General features: G+C 58.3%; 18 protein-coding genes. 6 read left to right on the top strand and 12 right to left on the bottom strand.

Annotated features, from left to right (window positions below; all coding sequences use genetic code 11):
• Positions 1-109 precede the first annotated feature (109 nt).
• The 8 genes from fdx to trmJ form a co-directional block, all read right to left on the bottom strand.
• Positions 110-448: an ISC system 2Fe-2S type ferredoxin gene (gene fdx / locus G5171_RS00450; RefSeq protein ID WP_005333808.1), complete on the bottom strand. Its 339-nt coding sequence runs from the start codon at positions 446-448 to the stop codon at positions 110-112.
• 1 nt (position 449) lies between these two features.
• On the bottom strand, positions 450-2,297 hold the full coding sequence (gene hscA, locus G5171_RS00445; RefSeq protein ID WP_288728017.1) for a Fe-S protein assembly chaperone HscA: 1,848 nt from the start codon (positions 2,295-2,297) through the stop codon (positions 450-452).
• Between the two features lie 28 nt (positions 2,298-2,325).
• On the bottom strand, positions 2,326-2,844 hold the full coding sequence (hscB, locus tag G5171_RS00440; RefSeq protein WP_042013204.1) for a co-chaperone HscB: 519 nt from the start codon (positions 2,842-2,844) through the stop codon (positions 2,326-2,328).
• A gap of 118 nt (positions 2,845-2,962) precedes the next feature.
• The gene (iscA, locus tag G5171_RS00435) at positions 2,963-3,286 is read right to left on the bottom strand and encodes an iron-sulfur cluster assembly protein IscA (protein WP_005333812.1); all 324 of its coding nucleotides are present in this window, start codon (positions 3,284-3,286) and stop codon (positions 2,963-2,965) included.
• 15 nt (positions 3,287-3,301) lie between these two features.
• A complete protein-coding gene (gene iscU, locus G5171_RS00430; protein WP_005333813.1) occupies positions 3,302-3,685 on the bottom strand; it encodes a Fe-S cluster assembly scaffold IscU in 384 nt (127 codons plus the stop codon).
• A 41-nt stretch (positions 3,686-3,726) separates the two neighbouring features.
• Complete coding sequence (locus G5171_RS00425; RefSeq protein ID WP_013723838.1) at positions 3,727-4,941, bottom strand: IscS subfamily cysteine desulfurase; 1,215 nt, start codon at positions 4,939-4,941, stop codon at positions 3,727-3,729.
• Between the two features lie 53 nt (positions 4,942-4,994).
• Positions 4,995-5,498 carry a Fe-S cluster assembly transcriptional regulator IscR gene (gene iscR / locus G5171_RS00420; protein WP_026035025.1) on the bottom strand — a complete coding sequence of 168 codons (504 nt, stop codon included), beginning with the start codon at positions 5,496-5,498 and terminating at the stop codon, positions 4,995-4,997.
• Between the two features lie 92 nt (positions 5,499-5,590).
• Positions 5,591-6,313 (bottom strand): tRNA (cytosine(32)/uridine(32)-2'-O)-methyltransferase TrmJ, encoded by a 723-nt coding sequence (gene trmJ / locus G5171_RS00415; protein ID WP_407957894.1) that lies wholly within the window; start codon positions 6,311-6,313, stop codon positions 5,591-5,593.
• Positions 6,314-6,500: 187 nt separating this feature from the next.
• On the opposite strand from trmJ, the gene G5171_RS00410 reads away from it, so the two are divergent.
• The gene (locus G5171_RS00410) at positions 6,501-6,917 is read left to right on the top strand and encodes a hypothetical protein (RefSeq protein ID WP_005359788.1); all 417 of its coding nucleotides are present in this window, start codon (positions 6,501-6,503) and stop codon (positions 6,915-6,917) included.
• Here the strand turns inward: G5171_RS00410 and ubiT are convergent.
• A complete protein-coding gene (gene ubiT / locus G5171_RS00405) occupies positions 6,870-7,403 on the bottom strand; it encodes a ubiquinone anaerobic biosynthesis accessory factor UbiT (RefSeq protein WP_101530750.1) in 534 nt (177 codons plus the stop codon). The two genes, G5171_RS00410 and ubiT, sit on opposite strands and share 48 nt — an antisense overlap.
• Before the next feature lie 189 nt (positions 7,404-7,592).
• Between ubiT and ubiU the strand changes: the two genes are divergently transcribed.
• Both ubiU and G5171_RS00395 read left to right on the top strand, forming a co-directional pair.
• Positions 7,593-8,588, top strand: coding sequence for a ubiquinone anaerobic biosynthesis protein UbiU (ubiU, locus tag G5171_RS00400; protein WP_042080116.1), 996 nt, complete (start codon positions 7,593-7,595; stop codon positions 8,586-8,588).
• 11 nt (positions 8,589-8,599) lie between these two features.
• The gene (locus tag G5171_RS00395; protein WP_323935154.1) at positions 8,600-9,472 is read left to right on the top strand and encodes a U32 family peptidase; all 873 of its coding nucleotides are present in this window, start codon (positions 8,600-8,602) and stop codon (positions 9,470-9,472) included.
• Between the two features lie 82 nt (positions 9,473-9,554).
• On the opposite strand, the gene ppsA is transcribed toward G5171_RS00395, so the two are convergent.
• Entirely contained in the window at positions 9,555-11,927 is a 2,373-nt protein-coding gene (gene ppsA, locus G5171_RS00390) for a phosphoenolpyruvate synthase (RefSeq protein ID WP_421259652.1), read from the bottom strand.
• 347 nt (positions 11,928-12,274) lie between these two features.
• On the opposite strand from ppsA, the gene ppsR reads away from it, so the two are divergent.
• The gene (gene ppsR, locus G5171_RS00385; RefSeq protein WP_005344832.1) at positions 12,275-13,087 is read left to right on the top strand and encodes a posphoenolpyruvate synthetase regulatory kinase/phosphorylase PpsR; all 813 of its coding nucleotides are present in this window, start codon (positions 12,275-12,277) and stop codon (positions 13,085-13,087) included.
• 239 nt (positions 13,088-13,326) lie between these two features.
• Here ppsR and G5171_RS00380 read toward each other — a convergent pair whose 3' ends face one another.
• Positions 13,327-13,623, bottom strand: a complete 297-nt coding sequence (locus G5171_RS00380) for a hypothetical protein (protein ID WP_421259651.1) — start codon at positions 13,621-13,623, stop codon at positions 13,327-13,329.
• A 386-nt stretch (positions 13,624-14,009) separates the two neighbouring features.
• Here G5171_RS00380 and G5171_RS00375 point away from each other — a divergent pair, with 386 nt between their 5' ends.
• Positions 14,010-15,392 carry an amino acid permease gene (locus G5171_RS00375; protein ID WP_005352966.1) on the top strand — a complete coding sequence of 461 codons (1,383 nt, stop codon included), beginning with the start codon at positions 14,010-14,012 and terminating at the stop codon, positions 15,390-15,392.
• Positions 15,393-15,491: 99 nt separating this feature from the next.
• On the opposite strand, the gene G5171_RS00370 is transcribed toward G5171_RS00375, so the two are convergent.
• On the bottom strand, positions 15,492-15,818 hold the full coding sequence (locus G5171_RS00370; RefSeq protein ID WP_005344826.1) for an ArsR/SmtB family transcription factor: 327 nt from the start codon (positions 15,816-15,818) through the stop codon (positions 15,492-15,494).
• Between the two features lie 106 nt (positions 15,819-15,924).
• On the opposite strand from G5171_RS00370, the gene G5171_RS00365 reads away from it, so the two are divergent.
• A complete protein-coding gene (locus tag G5171_RS00365; protein WP_216962066.1) occupies positions 15,925-16,995 on the top strand; it encodes a permease in 1,071 nt (356 codons plus the stop codon).
• Positions 16,996-17,059: the final 64 nt, after the last annotated feature.

Raw genomic sequence — 17,059 nt, 5'->3', positions numbered from 1 at the left:
AAAGAGAGAATAACGAATACAAAAAAGGCCGTGCCCCCGAGGGTCACGGCCTTCCACCATATCACTGAAGCACCACAGGATGCTGCACGTGCAATTCACTCATGTGTAATTAATGGCGTTCAGAGGCAAGGTTCAGGGTGTACTTGGGCAATTCCACCACCAGATCCTCGTCCGCCAGTTTTGCCTGGCAGCTGAGACGGGATTCCGGCTCCAACCCCCACGCCTTGTCCAGCATGTCGTCTTCCAGCTCGTCGCTTGGCTCGAGCGAGTCAAAGCCCTCGCGCACCACGCAGTGGCAGGTAGTGCAGGCACAGGATTTCTCGCAGGCATGCTCGATTTCGATACCATTGCGCAGCGCCACATCCAGAATGGTCTCGCCGCTTTGCCCCTCGAGGGCGGCGCCATCCGGACAGAGTACGGGATGAGGAAGAATGATCAGTTTTGGCATATTACACCTTGTTGACGTTTTGTCCGGTCAGCACCTTGCGGATGGAAGCATCCATCCGGCGGGCTGCAAACTCGCCACTGACAGCATCGGCTGCCTCAATGGCTTCTTTGATTTGATGGGTTGCGCCGCTGTTGCGCATGATCAGCAGATGGGCGATGGCGGCATCAATCTCGGCACGCTCGGCTGCATTGAGCAGGGCATCACCATCGGCGGCAAGCGCCGCATTGAGACTCTCGACCACCCGATCGGCTTCAACCTGCTGCTCGGCCAGCATGCGGGCATCCATATCCTGCTGGGCGTTCTCGATGGAGGCACTCAGCATGTTGAGGATATCCTGCTCCGCCAGCCCGTAAGAGGGCTTGACCTGGATCTCGGCCTGCACGCCGGAGGATTTCTCCATGGCGCTCACCGAGAGCAGACCATCCGCATCCACCTGGAAGGTGACGCGAATATGGGCGGCACCGGCGGCCATCGGCGGAATACCGGTCAGGGTAAAGCGTGCCAGGGAGCGGCAATCGGCGACCAACTCGCGCTCACCCTGTACCACGTGAATGGCCATGGCGGTCTGACCATCCTTGAAGGTGGTGAACTCCTGGGCGCGGGCAACCGGAATGGTGGTGTTGCGCGGGATCACCTTCTCGGCGAGGCCACCCATGGTCTCCAGACCCAGCGACAGGGGGATAACGTCCAGCAACAGCATCTCGGCATCGGGCTTGTTGCCCACCAGAATATCGGCCTGGATGGCGGCGCCGATGGCGACCACCTTGTCCGGATCGATGCTGGTCAACGGCGTGCGCTGGAAGAACTCGCCCACCAGTTCGCGCACCAGCGGCACCCTGGTGGAGCCACCAACCATCACCACTTCCAGCACTTCCACCTGCTCAAGGCCCGCATCGCGCAGGGCGCGGCGACAAGCCAGCAAGGTCCGTTTCACCAGCGGGGTGATGAGCTCATCAAACTGGCTACGGCTCACTGAACCCTGCCAGCCCGCAAAGGTGCACGCCACCTGCTCGGCATCGGTCAGACCGTGCTTGACGGCAGCGGCCACATCCAGCAGCTCGCGCTGCAGATGGGCATCCAGCTCACCGGTGAGGCCCGCCTGTTCCTTGATCCAGTCCGCCAACAGGTGATCGAAGTCATCACCGCCGAGGGCGGAATCACCGCCGGTCGCCATCACTTCAAACACACCGCGATGCAGACGCAGGATAGAGATATCGAAGGTACCGCCCCCCAGATCGTAAACCGCGATCACCCCTTCCTGACCGGAGTCAAGGCCATAGGCAATCGCGGCCGCAGTCGGCTCGTTGAGCAGGCGCAGCACGTGCAGACCAGCCAGACGGGCGGCATCCTTGGTGCCCTGACGCTGGGCATCATCGAAATAGGCCGGCACGGTAATGACCACGCCATCGAGATCGCCCCCGAGAGTCTGGGCGCCACGCTCGGCCAGCTTTTTGAGAATTTCGGCCGAGACCTGCACCGGATTGACCAGCCCCTGACGGGTTTGCAGTTGCGGCATGCCATTGTCGGCAGCAATGAACTGGTAGGGCTGCTGGCGAGTATCAATATCGGCCAGCGCCTTGCCCATCATCCGTTTGACCGAGACGATGGTATTGTGAGGATCGAGTGCCGCTTCGCGCTTGGCATCAATCCCCACTCGAATGGCGTCGCTTTGATAGTGCACCACTGACGGGAGCAGGTCGCGCCCTTGCTCATCGCAAAGAGTATCAGCGTGACCGCTGCGAACCGCAGCGACGAGAGAGTTGGTGGTGCCGAGATCGATGCCGACGGCACGTTTGTGCTGATGAGGAACAGCGCTCTGGCCGGGTTCGGCGATTTGCAGTAATGCCATGGGTAATGAAACTTCCAGCGTTAAAGGATCAAGACTCGAGAAGCGAGTCTTCGAATCGTTCCAGCTCTTCAAGGAGCTTGTCGACAAACTTGAGTTTGCGAACGCAATCAGCGGCAACGAGATCTTTACCGGCGGCAAGAGACTCGGTCAGCTGCTGCATCAACATCTGGTGATCATGCCTGATCTCACTGCGAAAATCCTTGATGGCGCGCTCAGGGTCGGCGTCATCTTTCAGATCGGCCAGACGCTCGCGCCACTCCAGCTGCTGCATCAGAAATGCGGTATCTTGCAGGGTCTGCTGTTCACCACGGATATCAGTGCCACGCAGGGAGAGCAGATATTCTGCACGGCGTAGCGGCGCCTTGAGGGTGGTGAATGCTTCGTTGATCTGGGCGGCACGTTGCACCGCAGCCAGCTGCTCCCGTTCGGGGGCGGTGGCAAAACGATCAGGATGGAATTGGGTTTGCAGCTGGCGGTAGGTATCAGCCAACTGACGGGTATCGAGCTCGAAGCCTTCAACCAGCCCAAACAGCTCGAAATGATTCATGCAAACCTCTTGGGAACATTCGCCACAACCTCACTCGCCCTTGGCAAATGAGATGTGGTTGAACGGGTCATGGGCAACCCGCTCAACCACAGACGAAGGATCATTGACGTCAAACAACTCAGACACTGAAGCTTTCGCCGCAACCACACTCGCCTTTGGCGTTGGGATTGTTGAACTGGAAGCCCTCGTTGAGGCCCTCCTTGACGAAATCCAGCTCGGTGCCATCCAGATGGATCAGGCTCTTGGCATCGACAATAATCTTGACGCCCTGCTGCTCGAACACCTGATCCTCATCGGTCAGTTCATCAACGAACTCAAGCACGTAGGCCAGACCGGAGCAACCGGTGGTTTTGACGCCGAGGCGCAGGCCAATGCCCTTGCCCCGGTTAGCCAAAAAAGAGGAAACCCGTGCCGCGGCGGCATCTGTCATGGTAATAGCCATACTGCTCTCCGGCGCTTAGAGACCTTTCTTCTGCTTGTAATCGGCGATAGCAGCCTTGATGGCGTCCTCGGCCAGAATGGAGCAGTGGATCTTCACCGGTGGCAGAGCCAGCTCTTCGGCGATATCGGTGTTCTTGATGCCAGCCGCTTCGTCCAGGGTCTTGCCCTTGACCCATTCGGTCACCAGGGAGCTGGAGGCGATGGCGGAACCGCAGCCGTAGGTCTTGAACTTGGCATCTTCGATGATGCCTTCGTCGCTGATCTTCAATTGCAGCTTCATCACGTCACCACAGGCGGGCGCACCGACCATGCCGGTTGCAACGCTGGGATCATTCTTGTCGAAACCACCGACGTTGCGAGGATTCTCGTAGTGGTCGATTACTTTTTCACTGTAAGCCATATCTCACTCCTGCTAATTCTGTTGCTCACTGACCCGGTGGATCAGTGATGAGCCCATTCGACCGTGTTCAGATCGACGCCGTCTTTGTACATCTCCCACAGTGGGGACATCTCGCGCAGACGACCGATGGAGTCACGAATAAGCTTGACCGCGTAGTCAATCTCTTCCTCGGTGGTGAAGCGACCCATGCTGAAACGGATGGAGCTGTGTGCCAGCTCGTCGTTCAGACCCAGTGCGCGCAGCACATAGGAGGGTTCCAGGCTGGCGGAGGTACAGGCCGAACCGGAAGAGACCGCCAAATCTTTCAGCGCCATGATGAGGGATTCCCCTTCCACATAGGCAAAGCTGACGTTGAGGTTACCCGGAACACGTTGCTCCAGATCGCCATTGATGTAGACGGCTTCAATATCCTTGATGCCATTCCACAGACGCTGGCGCAGAGCCAAGATGCGCTCGCCTTCACTCACCATCTCTTCTTTGGCGATGCGGAAAGCTTCGCCCATCCCGACGATCTGGTGGGTCGGCAGAGTACCGGAACGCATGCCGCGCTCGTGGCCGCCACCGTGCATCTGGGCTTCCAGACGAACGCGGGGTTTACGGCGAACAAACAGTGCACCGATCCCTTTCGGACCATACACCTTGTGTGCTGAGACGGAGAGCAGATCCACTTTCAGTGCTTCCACATCTACCGGGATCTTGCCCACACTCTGAACGGCATCCACGTGCAGCAGGATCTTGCGGGAACGGCACAACTCGCCGATGGCGGCAATGTTCTGAACCACACCGATTTCGTTGTTCACATGCATGATGCTGACCAAGATGGTGTCATCACGCATGGCATTCTCGATCATCTCGATAGTGAACAGGCCGTTGGGCATCGGCTCAAGATAGGTCACCTCGAACCCTTCACGCTCCAGCTGGCGACAGGTATCGAGCACCGCCTTGTGTTCGGTCTTGGAGGTGATGATGTGCTTGCCCTTGCTGGCATAGAAGTGGGCAACCCCCTTGATGGCCAGGTTATTGGATTCGGTCGCACCGGAAGTGAAGACGATCTCGCGGGGATCGGCACCGATCAGATCTGCCACTTGATTACGGGCCAGATCCACCGCCTCTTCGGCTTGCCAGCCAAAGCGGTGAGAACGGGAAGCCGGATTGCCGAACAGGCCATCCATGGTGAGACACTGCATCATTTTTTCTGCGACACGCGGGTCCACCGGACAGGTTGCCGAATAATCAAGGTAAATAGGCAGTTTCATGTTTTTCTCCGTCACAGTCCGGGTCATACAGAGTCCCGCTGTGGAAAGCACGTTTATAGTTGGACTTTCAAGCTCACATCGCCGTGTTCTGCCCGATCAACCAGGGACAACACGGTCTTCATTTGTTCATCTTGCTTGCCGGCAATGCGGCGCACATCGGCCTGGCGTACCAGCTCGGCCAGCGTGATATCCCCGAGGAAGCTGGAGATCCGCTCACTCAGGTCGCGCCACAGGGAGTGAGTCAGACACTGGGTACCACCGTGGCAGCCGCCCTTGCCGAGGCACTTGGTGGCATCGACCGACTCATCGACCGCGGTGATCACCTGACCAACCGAAATCTCGCCTGGGGCCAACCCGAGGCGATAACCACCGCCTGGGCCACGCACGCTGCTCACCAGACCATGTTTGCGCAGGCGGGCAAAGAGCTGCTCGAGATAGGACAACGAGATGCCCTGGCGCTCGGAAATATCGGCAAGGGGGACGGGCCCCTGCTCTGCATGCAGCGCCACGTCGAGCATGGCGGTTACAGCGTAACGTCCTTTTGAAGTCAGTCTCATGTGCCTTACCGTCTTGCGAAGCAATTTAATGGGGCACATGGTCACATACCCGACCAAATCAGTCAAGTATATGGTTGAGTAAATCAGTCGGATTAATCCGGTATGCGCGCTTTCTGCACCGAGGTCAGAATACCGCGCAGAATGTTGAGCTCAGCAGCTTCCGGCCGAGCTCGATTGAACAGGCGACGCAGCTTGCTCATCACATGACCCGGATGGTCATCGGCAATAAAACCGGTCTTCATCAGGGTTTGTTCCAGGTGCTGATAAAACCCTTCCAGCTGGGCGGCACTCGGATAGGCCATCTCCTCTTCAGGCTCGGCGGCCTGCCCCTGCAGCCAGCGCATCCGCACTTCGTAACAGAGGGTCTGCACCGCCATGGCCAGATTGAGGGAGCTGTAATCAGGATTGGCCGGAATGGCCACGTGGTAGTGGCACTTTTGCAACTCGTCATTAGTGAGACCGGTGCGTTCACGACCAAACACCAGCGCAACCGGGTGCTGCATCCCCTCGACCACCGACTTTTCGCCGGCCTCACGGGGATCGAGCATAGGCCAGCTCAGGGTTCGCGAGCGGGCGCTGGTGCCAATCACCAGACCACAATCGGCGATCGCGTCATCCAGTGTCGGGACGATACGGGCATTGGCAAGCACATCGCTGGCACCAGCCGCCAGGGCGAAGGCATTGTCATCCGGCAAGGCTTGCGGATCAACCAATACCAGCTGGGTCAACCCCATGGTCTTCATGGCACGTGCCGCAGACCCCATGTTGCCGGTATGAGAGGTGTTTACCAAAACGATACGAATCTGATCCAACATGCCCAGTCAATCTTCAGTCAAAAATGGCGCGCAATTGTAACATAAGAGAACACGATGTTGGCACCGTAAAAGCCGAGCCATTTCAGAACAAAACCACCCGTTTGTATAACAAACCAGCATGAGGGAAGTGAGAGGGGGGGACTAAACTTGATGGATATCCGATAAACGGCACAGGAGACACCGCGCCATGCTTCCTCCCTTTATCTATGAGAGATTGCCCAGCCTCTACCTGCTGGCAGCCATTGCCATTATTACGTTGAGTGATCAGCCCCTGCTCTGGTTTGCAGGAGCCTTACTGTTTATCGCCGGAGCGGTGACCTGGATGATGCGCTCCAGCTACCGACGTACCGATCTGATTATCTTTCCGAGCAAACGCTGGCTACAGCCGGAGTGGCTGTATGAAGCGCAGCCCTTCATCTGGCTGGCTGCGGGGCTAGCCATGTCACAGCTGCCCGCCCCTGCGGCACTCATCGCCTTGGTGCCCTGTCTGTGGGCCTGTCGTTGCCTCTGGGCACGGCACCATTATCGTCGCCATGCCCATGGGGTGATTGTCCACTTAAGACGGGATCCCGCCCGGCGCCGTCTGCACCGGAGCCTGCGCTGACGCGGTACGGGCCCGTTCGATAAACGTCGCCAGATCCATCAGGGGATACTTCATCAGGCTTGGCAAGCCATCGAGATCCAGACTGTCCATCAGGTTTTTCACCTCAAGGCCCAGTTCGGTATCCCCTTCTATCTTCAGCTTGCGCTGGAAAAAGAGCGAATCCGGATCCTCTTTGCGACCGGCAATCAGGATCAGGTCGTTGGCGGTACCGCTGAAGCAGACATCGGCCTTGTCACACTCGCGAGCCACCACCAGCTGGCCATTCTGCTCACTGATAAACCAGCACAGCTCCAGATCAGAGACTTCGACTTTCAGCCACTTGTCTGCCAGAAACTCGAAATCGCCATCTTCGATAGCCTCTTTGAAAACCCGGGCCAGCAAACTCTCCATCAGCTGCTTTTGCAGATTGAAGGGAACCAGCTTGAGGGGATGGCGCAAGAAGCGCGGAGCCTGTTCGACCAGGCGGCGTTGCAGTTGTTGAAACACGATAGACTCCCTTTTTTGCGCATTCAAACACAGGGAGAGTGTCAAGATCCTGTTGGAAATCAAACTTGTGCAGGGTTACCTCAAGAAGGGTAAAGCCACACAAAGCTGCCTCAGGTCAAAAAGCGGGAGTGCATGGCTGCATACAATCAGGGCTCGTTTGCCCTTCATATGCACTCTCGGAGCGTACCAATGGAATTACTCTGTCCGGCAGGCAGTTTGCCGGCACTGAAAACCGCCGTGGATAACGGGGCCGATGCCGTTTATATCGGTTTCAAGGATGACACCAATGCCCGCCACTTTGCCGGTCTCAACTTTACCGACAGCAAACTGGAGAAGGCGGTAGATTATGTGCATCAACATGGTCGCAAGCTGCATATTGCCATCAATACCTTTGCCCATCCCGGGGCCGATACTCGATGGAAACAGGCGGTTGATCGCGGGGTGGCCCTCGGCGCCGATGCGTTAATCATCGCCGATCTCGCCGTGCTGGAATATGCCAGCCGCCACTACCCCGAGATGGAACTCCATGTCTCGGTGCAGGCCAGCGCCACCAATGCCGCCGCCATTCGCTTCTATCAGCAGCAATTCAATGTCACACGGGTGGTGCTGCCCCGGGTGCTCTCCATGCATCAGGTCAAGCAGCTGGCCCGCGAGACCGATGTTGGCCTTGAGGTATTCGCTTTTGGCAGCCTCTGCATCATGGCCGAGGGGCGCTGCTATCTCTCCTCCTACATGACTGGCGAGAGTCCCAACACCGTCGGCGCCTGCTCACCGGCCAAGTTCGTCCGTTGGGAAGAGACCCCGAATGGTCTCGAGTCGCGGCTCAACGAGGTGCTGATCGACCGCTATGGCCCGGGCGAAAATGCTGGCTATCCGACCCTGTGCAAGGGGCGTTTCGACGTGGATGGCCAGACCTACCACGCGCTGGAAGAGCCCACCAGTCTCAATACCCTGGGTCTCCTGCCCGAGCTCTTCAAGACCGGGATCCAGTCGGTCAAGATTGAAGGGCGCCAGCGCAGCCCCGCCTATGTGGAGCAAGTGACCCGGGTCTGGCGTGCAGCCATCGATGCCTATCAGGCCAATCCCGAGGCCTATCAGGTTAAAGCTGAGTGGGATGCCCAGCTCGCCCGCGTCTCCGAAGGTAGCCAGACTACCCTCGGTGCCTACCATCGTCAGTGGCAATAAGGAGTCCACCCATGCAATTTTCTCTCGGGCCTCTGCTCTTCTACTGGCCCAAAGCCGATACCGAAGCTTTTTACCATGCCGCTGCCGACAGTCAGGCCGACATCATCTATCTGGGGGAGACAGTCTGCAGCAAGCGGCGCGAACTCAAAGTCGATGACTGGATTGCACTGGCCCGTCAGGTGGCCAGCTCCGGCAAGCAGGTGGTGCTCTCGACCCTCGCCCTTATCTCCGCCCCTTCCGAGCTCAAGGAGGTGAAGCGACTGGTCGACAATGGCGATCTTATGGTCGAAGCCAACGATCTCGGTACAGTGCAACTCGCCAGGGAGGCAGGGATCCCCTTCGTCTGTGGTCCCGCCATCAACGCCTATAACGCCGATGTGCTGCGCATGTTGCTCAAACAGGGGATGAAACGCTGGGTCATGCCGGTGGAGCTCTCCCGTGACTGGCTGATCCAGCTCAATCAGGATCTGGGCCCCCTGCGCGACCAATTTGAGGTGGAGGTGTTTGCCTACGGCCATCTGCCGCTCGCCTACTCGGCGCGCTGCTTCACCGCCCGCTCCCTTGACAAACCGAAAGACAACTGCGAGCTCGCCTGCATCAACTACCCCACCGGACGACTGGCCAACAGCCGCGAGGGGCAGCGGGTGTTCAATCTCAACGGGATCCAGACCCAGTCCGGTTACTGCTACAACCTGGGTAACGAGCTGGCTGGTATGGAAGGTCTGGTAGATGTGGTCAGGCTTTCGCCGCAAGGGATGGAGACGCTGGTGATGCTGGCCCGCTTCAAAGTCAACCGGCAGGGCCAGGCTCCCCTCTCCTTGCAGCAAGGAAGTGACTGCAACGGCTACTGGCGCCAGATCCCCGGCATGAGCCTGGTGGAATAAGCCCAAGGGCAAAACATAAGATAATAGCGATCAAAAGGGGGCCATTAGGCCCCCCTTTCTAATCACTCATGTCGATAGTGACTTACTTGGCACCATGCTGCTCCGCCAGATAGAGCCAGGTATCGACCACGGTATCGGGGTTGAGAGACACCGAATCGATCCCCTGCTCCACCAGCCAGGCGGCAAAGTCCGGGTGATCAGATGGCCCCTGACCGCAGATCCCCACGTACTTGCCCGCCTTGCGCGCGGCCTGAATCGCCATCGACAGCAGTGCCTTGACCGCCTCGTTGCGCTCGTCGAACAGGTGGGCAATCAGCCCCGAGTCCCGATCCAGCCCAAGGGTCAGCTGGGTCATGTCGTTGGAACCGATGGAGAAGCCGTCCACGTGTTCGAGGAACTTGTCTGCCAAGAGGGCATTGCTCGGGATCTCGCACATCATGATCACCTTGAGCCCCCGCTCGCCACGGCGCAGACCGTTCTCGGCCAGGATGTCGATCACCTGCTCCGCCTCGCCCACGGTGCGCACGAAGGGGATCATCACCTCGACGTTGGTCAATCCCATCACATCGCGCACCCGCTTGATCGCCTCGCACTCGAGGGCAAAGCAGGGGCGGAAGCTGTCGGCGATGTAGCGGGATGCGCCACGAAAACCGATCATCGGGTTCTCCTCGTGGGGCTCGTAGCCACGACCGCCCACCAGATTGGCGTACTCGTTGGACTTGAAGTCCGACATCCGCACGATCACCCGCTCCGGCCAGAAGGCGGCCCCCAGAGTGGCGATCCCCTCGGTCAGCTTGGCCACATAGAACTCCCGCGGGCTGTCGTAACCGGCGATCATCTTGCCGATGGTGGCCTGCAGCTCTGGGGTTTGCTGGTCAAACTCCAGCAAGGCCTTGGGGTGCACGCCGATCATCCGGTTGATGATGAATTCAAGGCGTGCCAGTCCTACGCCAGCATTAGGCAACTGGGCAAAGTCGAACGCCCTGTCCGGGTTGCCGACGTTCATCATGATCTTGATGGGCAGGCGTGGCATATTGCCCACCTCGGTCACTGCCACATCGAAGTCCAGCTCGCCGTCATAGATAAAACCGGTATCCCCTTCCGCGCAGGAGACGGTGATCCGCTGGCCCGGCTGAATATGGTCGGTGGCGTTGCCACAGCCCACCACTGCCGGAATGCCCAGCTCGCGGGCGATAATGGCAGCATGGCAGGTGCGGCCGCCACGGTTGGTGACGATGGCGGAGGCCCGCTTCATGATGGGCTCCCAGTCCGGATCGGTCATATCAGTCACCAGCACGTCGCCGGGTTGCACCTCGTCCATCTGGCTGATGGAGGAGATGACCCGCGCCGGGCCCGCGCCAATCTTGTGGCCGATGGCACGCCCCTCGATCAACACCTTACCCGCTTGCTTGAGTGCAAAACGCTCGAGGGTGTTGGCCTCCTGACGGCTGCGCACGGTTTCCGGGCGAGCCTGCACGATATAGAGCTGGCCATCCTGACCATCCTTAGCCCACTCGATATCCATCGGGCGGCCATAGTGCTGCTCGATGATAAGGGCCTGTTTCGCCAGCGCCATCACCTCCTCATCGCTGATGCAGAAGCGGCTGCGCTCGGCCTCATCGGTGTCGACAATCTTCACCTGACGGCCGTGACCGGCATCGTCCGAATAGGTCATCTTGATAAGCTTGGAGCCGAGGGTCTTGCGCACCACCGCCGGGCGCCCCCCCTTGAGGGTCGGCTTGTGCACATAGAACTCGTCCGGGTTGACCGCCCCTTGCACCACCATCTCGCCAAGACCATGGGCCCCGGTGATAAAAACCACGTCGTTGAAGCCGGACTCGGTATCCAGAGTAAACATGACGCCGGAGGCGGCGAGATCGGAACGCACCATCCGCTGCACCCCGGCCGAGAGGGCAACGCCCTTGTGGTCATAGCCCTGATGCACCCGATAGGAGATGGCGCGATCGTTGAACAGGGAAGCAAACACATGCTTGACCGCCGTCATGACGGCATCAATGCCACGTACGTTGAGGAAGGTCTCCTGCTGACCGGCAAAGGAGGCGTCCGGCATATCCTCGGCGGTGGCGGAGGATCGCACCGCAAACGAGGCCTCGACTCCTGCACTCAACTTTTCATAGGCAACCCGGATCGCCTGCTCCAGCTCGGGCTGGAACGGGGCTTCGATCACCCAGTCGCGGATCTGCTGACCGGCCCGGTTGAGGGCGGCGATATCGTCCACGTCCAGATTGTCGAGAAGATGGTGGATCTTGCCGTTGAGGCCGCTTGACTCCAGAAACTCGTGAAACGCAAAGGCGGTGGTGGCAAAGCCCCCCGGCACGGATACGCCGGCGCCAGAGAGGTTGCTGATCATCTCGCCAAGGGATGCGTTCTTGCCGCCAACTCGTTCTACGTCCTGCATTCCGAGTTGTTCGTACCAGAGCACGTACTGTTGCACTTGGATGTCTCCAGGTTGGTGGGCACCGATGCCATAGCACCTCGTGCGCCCGATTTAATCGATGAGGTTATGGGTAAGTCAGGTGCGTTATTGTCTGTTTCTTCTGTTGCCAACGACCATGAAAACGTTTTCTATTGGTTTTCAAAAAAATCCCCGAGCAAGCATTGGGGATGGTCGAATGACCGGAACATTCTACAATGGCGACACAAAAAGATAACGATTCAGGTTTGCAAGCCACTTCACAACTTGGGCACAGCAGACTGGTTGACAAAACTGATATGGTTTCGGGAGATACTTCTCACCCTTTACCCCATGCGATCCCACCCGCGGTATCACAGGAGCCCTACGTGCACACCGTATTTTATGTTTCAGACGGCACCGCCATCACCGCCGAAGTATTCGGCCACGCGGTACTGAGCCAGTTTCCGCTGGCCTTCGAGCAGATCACTATCCCCTTTGTGGAGACACTGGAGAAAGCCCGTCAGGTACGGATGCGGATCGACGAGCAGTTCCGCCAGACCGGGGTACGCCCCATCCTGTTTCACACCATCGTCGACCCGCTGGTACGGGAAGAGGTACTGAAATCGGAGGCGTGCGGCCACGACTTTCTCAATACCTTCGTCAGCCCGCTGGAGCAGGAGCTGGGGGTAAAAGCCGAGCCCCGCCTCCACCGCACCCACGGTATGGAGAATCGCAAGCTCTATGACGATCGCATCGAGGCGGTCAACTTCGCACTGGCCAACGACGATGGCATCACCACCAAAGAGTACGATGAGGCGGACATCATCCTGATCGGGGTCTCCCGCTGCGGCAAGACCCCCACCAGCCTCTATCTGGCGCTGCAGTTTGGCATTCGCGCCGCCAACTACCCCTTTATCGAGCAGGACATGGGGATGCTGGAGCTGCCCGCCCCCCTCAAGGCCAACCGTCACAAGCTGTTTGGCCTCACCATAGCGCCGCAGCGGCTGCACGAGATCCGTAACCAGCGCCGCGCTAACAGCCGCTACTCCTCCATCGAACAGTGCGAGCAAGAGCTGGCCTGCGTGGAAAGGCTGTTTCGCCAGGAGGCGATACGCTTCCTCGATACCAGCTCCCACTCGGTGGAGGAGATCAGCGCCAAGGTTCTCGAGGCGACCGGTCTGCGCCGCCAGCTCTGTTAATCCAGCTTGACAGCTATCGGCATCAACAAAAGATAAAAATTACAGTGTCGCGGCGAAAGTCAGCTGTTGCTAACTGCAATTCACATAGATGACAGTGAAAAGCATGGATAAAAAAGGGATAAGCACCACAAATGCTTATCCCTCTTCTTGTCGACCTTGCCGTTGTGCCCTTGTCACCCGCTGCCAGTTAGCTGCTATTCGATTCCGTTCTGCTGCGCTCGGCAAACAGCCAGCGTTAACTAACGATTGAGCTCAGGGTTGTTCATCAACCGGGCATAGAAGGCCAGCAAACCGTGGCGCAGGCGAACCCGCTCCGCCAGCCAGCCGCCAACGAGCGCCCCCGTTACCCCACCAATCAGCAACAGCGGCTGCCAGTAGTGCAGCAACTCCTGATCACCGAGTAACAGCCAACCCAGCAACATAATCGCGGCCACCAGCAACAACAGCGGACTGGCAGCAATCCCTAACCAGAGCGCCACCAGCACACCCCGGGCAACCCCTTGTTGCAGCACGCTTTCGCGCTCTCTGTACTCCAACTCCCTGCACTCTTCCCTGTACTCTTGCTTGTTTGGCATCATTTGCATCCATTTGTGGCTTGGCACCACAAAAGCACACCAACAAGACAAAATGTCAACAAAACAGAATTCGATTGCACAAACATCAACCAAAAACTACCAAGAAGCCTCTTCAAATCATGAAAAAGCTGCCTTTGGTACAAAATACGGCCATTAGAGATGGAAAATAGGTGCATTCATGGCGGATTATCACTATTCTGCTTCGGTTGCCAGCCAACATTAAAAATTGAAAACGGCATGGCGTAACGAAATAAATACAGATTTCGTCAGGTTTTGGCTACGCAATGCGGCCTGCTCAGGATGAGCCCAACACCGACCAGAGACAACAGAGACGTAAGGACAGACCCATGGATTTGAAACAAGACGGTGAGGAGCTGAAGCGCGGCCTTAAAAACCGCCACATTCAGTTGATTGCTTTGGGCGGCGCCATCGGCACCGGCCTCTTTCTGGGCATTGCCCAAACCATCAAGATGGCAGGCCCCTCAGTCCTGCTGGGGTATGCCATCGGTGGCTTTATCGCCTTCCTGATCATGCGCCAGCTCGGTGAAATGGTGGTGGAAGAGCCGGTAGCCGGCTCCTTCAGCCACTTTGCCTACAAATACTGGGGCGAGTTTGCCGGTTTTGCGTCCGGCTGGAACTACTGGGTGCTCTACGTGCTGGTGAGCATGGCCGAGCTGACCGCGGTGGGCATCTATGTCCAGTACTGGTGGCCCGAGATCCCGACCTGGATGTCGGCAGCCTTCTTCTTCGTGCTGATCAACGCCATCAACCTCTCCAACGTCAAAGCGTTTGGCGAAATGGAGTTCTGGTTCGCCATCATCAAGGTGGTCGCCATCATCGGCATGATTGGCTTTGGCGGCTATCTGCTCCTCTCCGGTGCCGGCGGACCCGAGGCGAGCGTCACCAACCTGTGGGCACAAGGGGGCTTCTTCCCCAACGGCATCAGCGGTCTGGTGATGGCGATGGCGGTGATCATGTTCTCCTTCGGCGGTCTGGAGCTGGTGGGCATTACCGCCGCCGAAGCGGACAATCCCGAGAAGAGCATTCCCAAGGCCACCAATCAGGTGATCTACCGCATCCTCATCTTCTACATCGGCGCCCTGGCTATCCTGATGTCCCTCTATCCCTGGGGTAAAGTGGTGGAAGGCGGCAGCCCGTTCGTGATGATTTTCCACGCTCTGGACAGCAATCTGGTCGCCACCGTACTCAACATCGTGGTGCTGACAGCGGCACTGTCGGTCTACAACAGCTGCGTCTACTGCAACAGCCGGATGCTGTTCGGTCTGGCCAAACAGGGCAACGGCCCGAAAGCCCTGCTCAAGACCAACAAGAGCGGCGTGCCACTGGTTGCCCTCTCGGTCTCGGCCATCGCCACCCTGCTCTGCGTGCTGATCAACTACCTGATGCCGGGCAAGGCGTTCGGCCTGCTGATGGCGCTGGTGGTCTCCGCACTGGTGATCAACTGGGCGATGATCAGCCTCGCGCACCTCAAGTTCCGCAAGGCCAAGGTCGCAGAAGGCGTCCAGCCCAAGTTCAAGGCGTTCTGGTATCCCTTCGGCAACTACCTCTGCCTCGCGTTCATGGCTGGTATCCTGGTGATCATGTACATGACCCCCGATTTCCGCATCTCAGTCGAACTGATCCCCGCCTGGCTGGTGGTACTGGGCATTGGCTTTGTCATCAAGCGCAAGGGACAAGCCCAAAGCAAGGTCGCAGCCAATCTGGGTTAATGCCCGTAGCTGAGAAAAACAATGCAAAACGCCGATCACATGATCGGCGTTTTTTATTGCGCTCAGCGCAACTGACCGCACTACTAGCAGCCATAGCCCTCAGGAAGGCAGCTCTTGCCTTTGATCTTGCCGATGCTCCGGGCTATTGACGCAACACTCATCACGGAAAAAGGCGATGATCTCCTCCAACACCGCGTATTGAGAGACGCAAAGCAGGGTGCGACTCTCCCGGTTTTGCTTCACCAGCCCCACCGAGACCAGCGCCGCGATATGGTGGCTGAGGGTAGAAGCGGGGATCGCCAGCTGCTTTTGCAGCTCCCCCACCGGCAGCCCCTGCTCTCCCGCCTTGACCAGATGCTTGAAGATAAACAGCCGGGTCGGATGACCCAGCTCTTTCAATGCCTTGGCGACCTCTTCCAGTTGCATCTCTGCGCCCTCCACAAATTTGATATTTCGATAATACCAGAAATATCTTGACCGGCCATTCATTTCGATTATTTTGGAAATATAGAAACCAAGTGAGGATACGACAATGAATGAGTGGTTAACCATGCTGACCGATGCAGCCCAGATGTTCCTGTTTCTGGCTGTCGAGCTGTCGGTGCTGTTTCTGGTCATTAGCGCCGGGGTCAGCCTGATCCGCCAGAAGATCCCCGACGAGAAGATCCAGCGGATGCTGGGGGCGCGCCATGGCAAGGGCTATCTGCTCTCGGCCCTGCTCGGTGCCGTCACCCCCTTTTGCAGCTGCTCCACCATCCCCATGCTGAGAGGGCTGCTCTCGGCCAAAGCTGGCTTTGGCCCCACCCTCACCTTCCTGTTTATTTCGCCACTGCTGAACCCCATCATCGTCGGCTTGATGTGGGCCACCTTCGGCTGGAAAGTGACCCTGCTCTACGCCGTGATCGCCGCCAGCGTCTCCGTCATGGCGAGCATGCTGCTCGACAGGCTCGGGTTCGAGCGCCACGTCATCGACCCCAAAGAGGCCACCCCCTCTTGCGGTAGCGACTGTGGCCCGGCGACCCGCGCCACAACTCAAACAAATTGCAGTGACAACCAACGCGGTACCATTCGCGCAATCAAACAACTCAAGGGGACGGCGTGCTGCCCGGCTCCGCAACCAGAGATGGCAGAACAGGCTACCCTCCCCTGCTGCGGCGATGGCACGGCTGCCCTGACCAGAGCGCCACAGCTCCCCACCGCCTGGGTCAAAGCTCGCATCGATGCCTGGCAGCAGTTCAAAACGGTATTGCCCTTCCTGCTGCTGGGGGTGCTCATCGGCTCGTTTATTTACGGTTTTATTCCGGCCGAGTGGATCGCCGCCCATGCTGGCGCCGACAACCCGCTGGCCATTCCATTCAGCGCCATCGTCGGGATCCCGCTCTACATCCGCGCCGAGGCCGTGATCCCGCTGGCGTCGGTACTGCTGGGCAAAGGGATGGGAATGGGCGCCGTCATGGCGCTGATCATCGGCAGTGCCGGTGCCAGTCTGACCGAGGTGATCCTGCTCAAATCCATGTTCAGAACCCCGATGATTGCGGCCTTCCTTACCGTGATACTCGGTATGGCGATCCTGATGGGCTACCTGACGCAACTGTTGTTTTAAGTCGCCCATCATTAAACAGACAGGGTGTTAAGCCAGCAGAGTGTGAAACCATCAGGCATCCCAT

The organism is Aeromonas sp. 600774 (assembly GCF_049175075.1).
GTDB classification, from domain to species: Bacteria; Pseudomonadota; Gammaproteobacteria; order Enterobacterales; family Aeromonadaceae; genus Aeromonas; species Aeromonas veronii_A.
The sequence above is the reverse complement of the archived record's forward strand: the minus strand, read 5'-3'. Positions and strand labels throughout refer to the sequence as shown.

Bases quoted from the DNA above. Each gene is read 5' to 3' on its own strand.
- fdx (WP_005333808.1), bottom strand. From the start codon at position 448: ATGCCAAAACTGATCATTCTTCCTCATCCCGTACTCTGTCCGGATGGC.
- G5171_RS00365 (WP_216962066.1), top strand. From the start codon at position 15,925: ATGAATGAGTGGTTAACCATGCTGACCGATGCAGCCCAGATGTTCCTG.
- hscA (WP_288728017.1), bottom strand. From the start codon at position 2,297: ATGGCATTACTGCAAATCGCCGAACCCGGCCAGAGCGCTGTTCCTCAT.
- G5171_RS00395 (WP_323935154.1), top strand. From the start codon at position 8,600: ATGCAATTTTCTCTCGGGCCTCTGCTCTTCTACTGGCCCAAAGCCGAT.
- iscR (WP_026035025.1), bottom strand. From the start codon at position 5,498: ATGAGACTGACTTCAAAAGGACGTTACGCTGTAACCGCCATGCTCGAC.
- G5171_RS00425 (WP_013723838.1), bottom strand. From the start codon at position 4,941: ATGAAACTGCCTATTTACCTTGATTATTCGGCAACCTGTCCGGTGGAC.
- hscB (WP_042013204.1), bottom strand. From the start codon at position 2,844: ATGAATCATTTCGAGCTGTTTGGGCTGGTTGAAGGCTTCGAGCTCGAT.
- iscU (WP_005333813.1), bottom strand. From the start codon at position 3,685: ATGGCTTACAGTGAAAAAGTAATCGACCACTACGAGAATCCTCGCAAC.
- G5171_RS00410 (WP_005359788.1), top strand. From the start codon at position 6,501: ATGCTTCCTCCCTTTATCTATGAGAGATTGCCCAGCCTCTACCTGCTG.
- G5171_RS00370 (WP_005344826.1), bottom strand. From the start codon at position 15,818: ATGCAACTGGAAGAGGTCGCCAAGGCATTGAAAGAGCTGGGTCATCCG.
- trmJ (WP_407957894.1), bottom strand. From the start codon at position 6,313: ATGTTGGATCAGATTCGTATCGTTTTGGTAAACACCTCTCATACCGGC.
- ubiU (WP_042080116.1), top strand. From the start codon at position 7,593: ATGGAATTACTCTGTCCGGCAGGCAGTTTGCCGGCACTGAAAACCGCC.
- iscA (WP_005333812.1), bottom strand. From the start codon at position 3,286: ATGGCTATTACCATGACAGATGCCGCCGCGGCACGGGTTTCCTCTTTT.
- G5171_RS00375 (WP_005352966.1), top strand. From the start codon at position 14,010: ATGGATTTGAAACAAGACGGTGAGGAGCTGAAGCGCGGCCTTAAAAAC.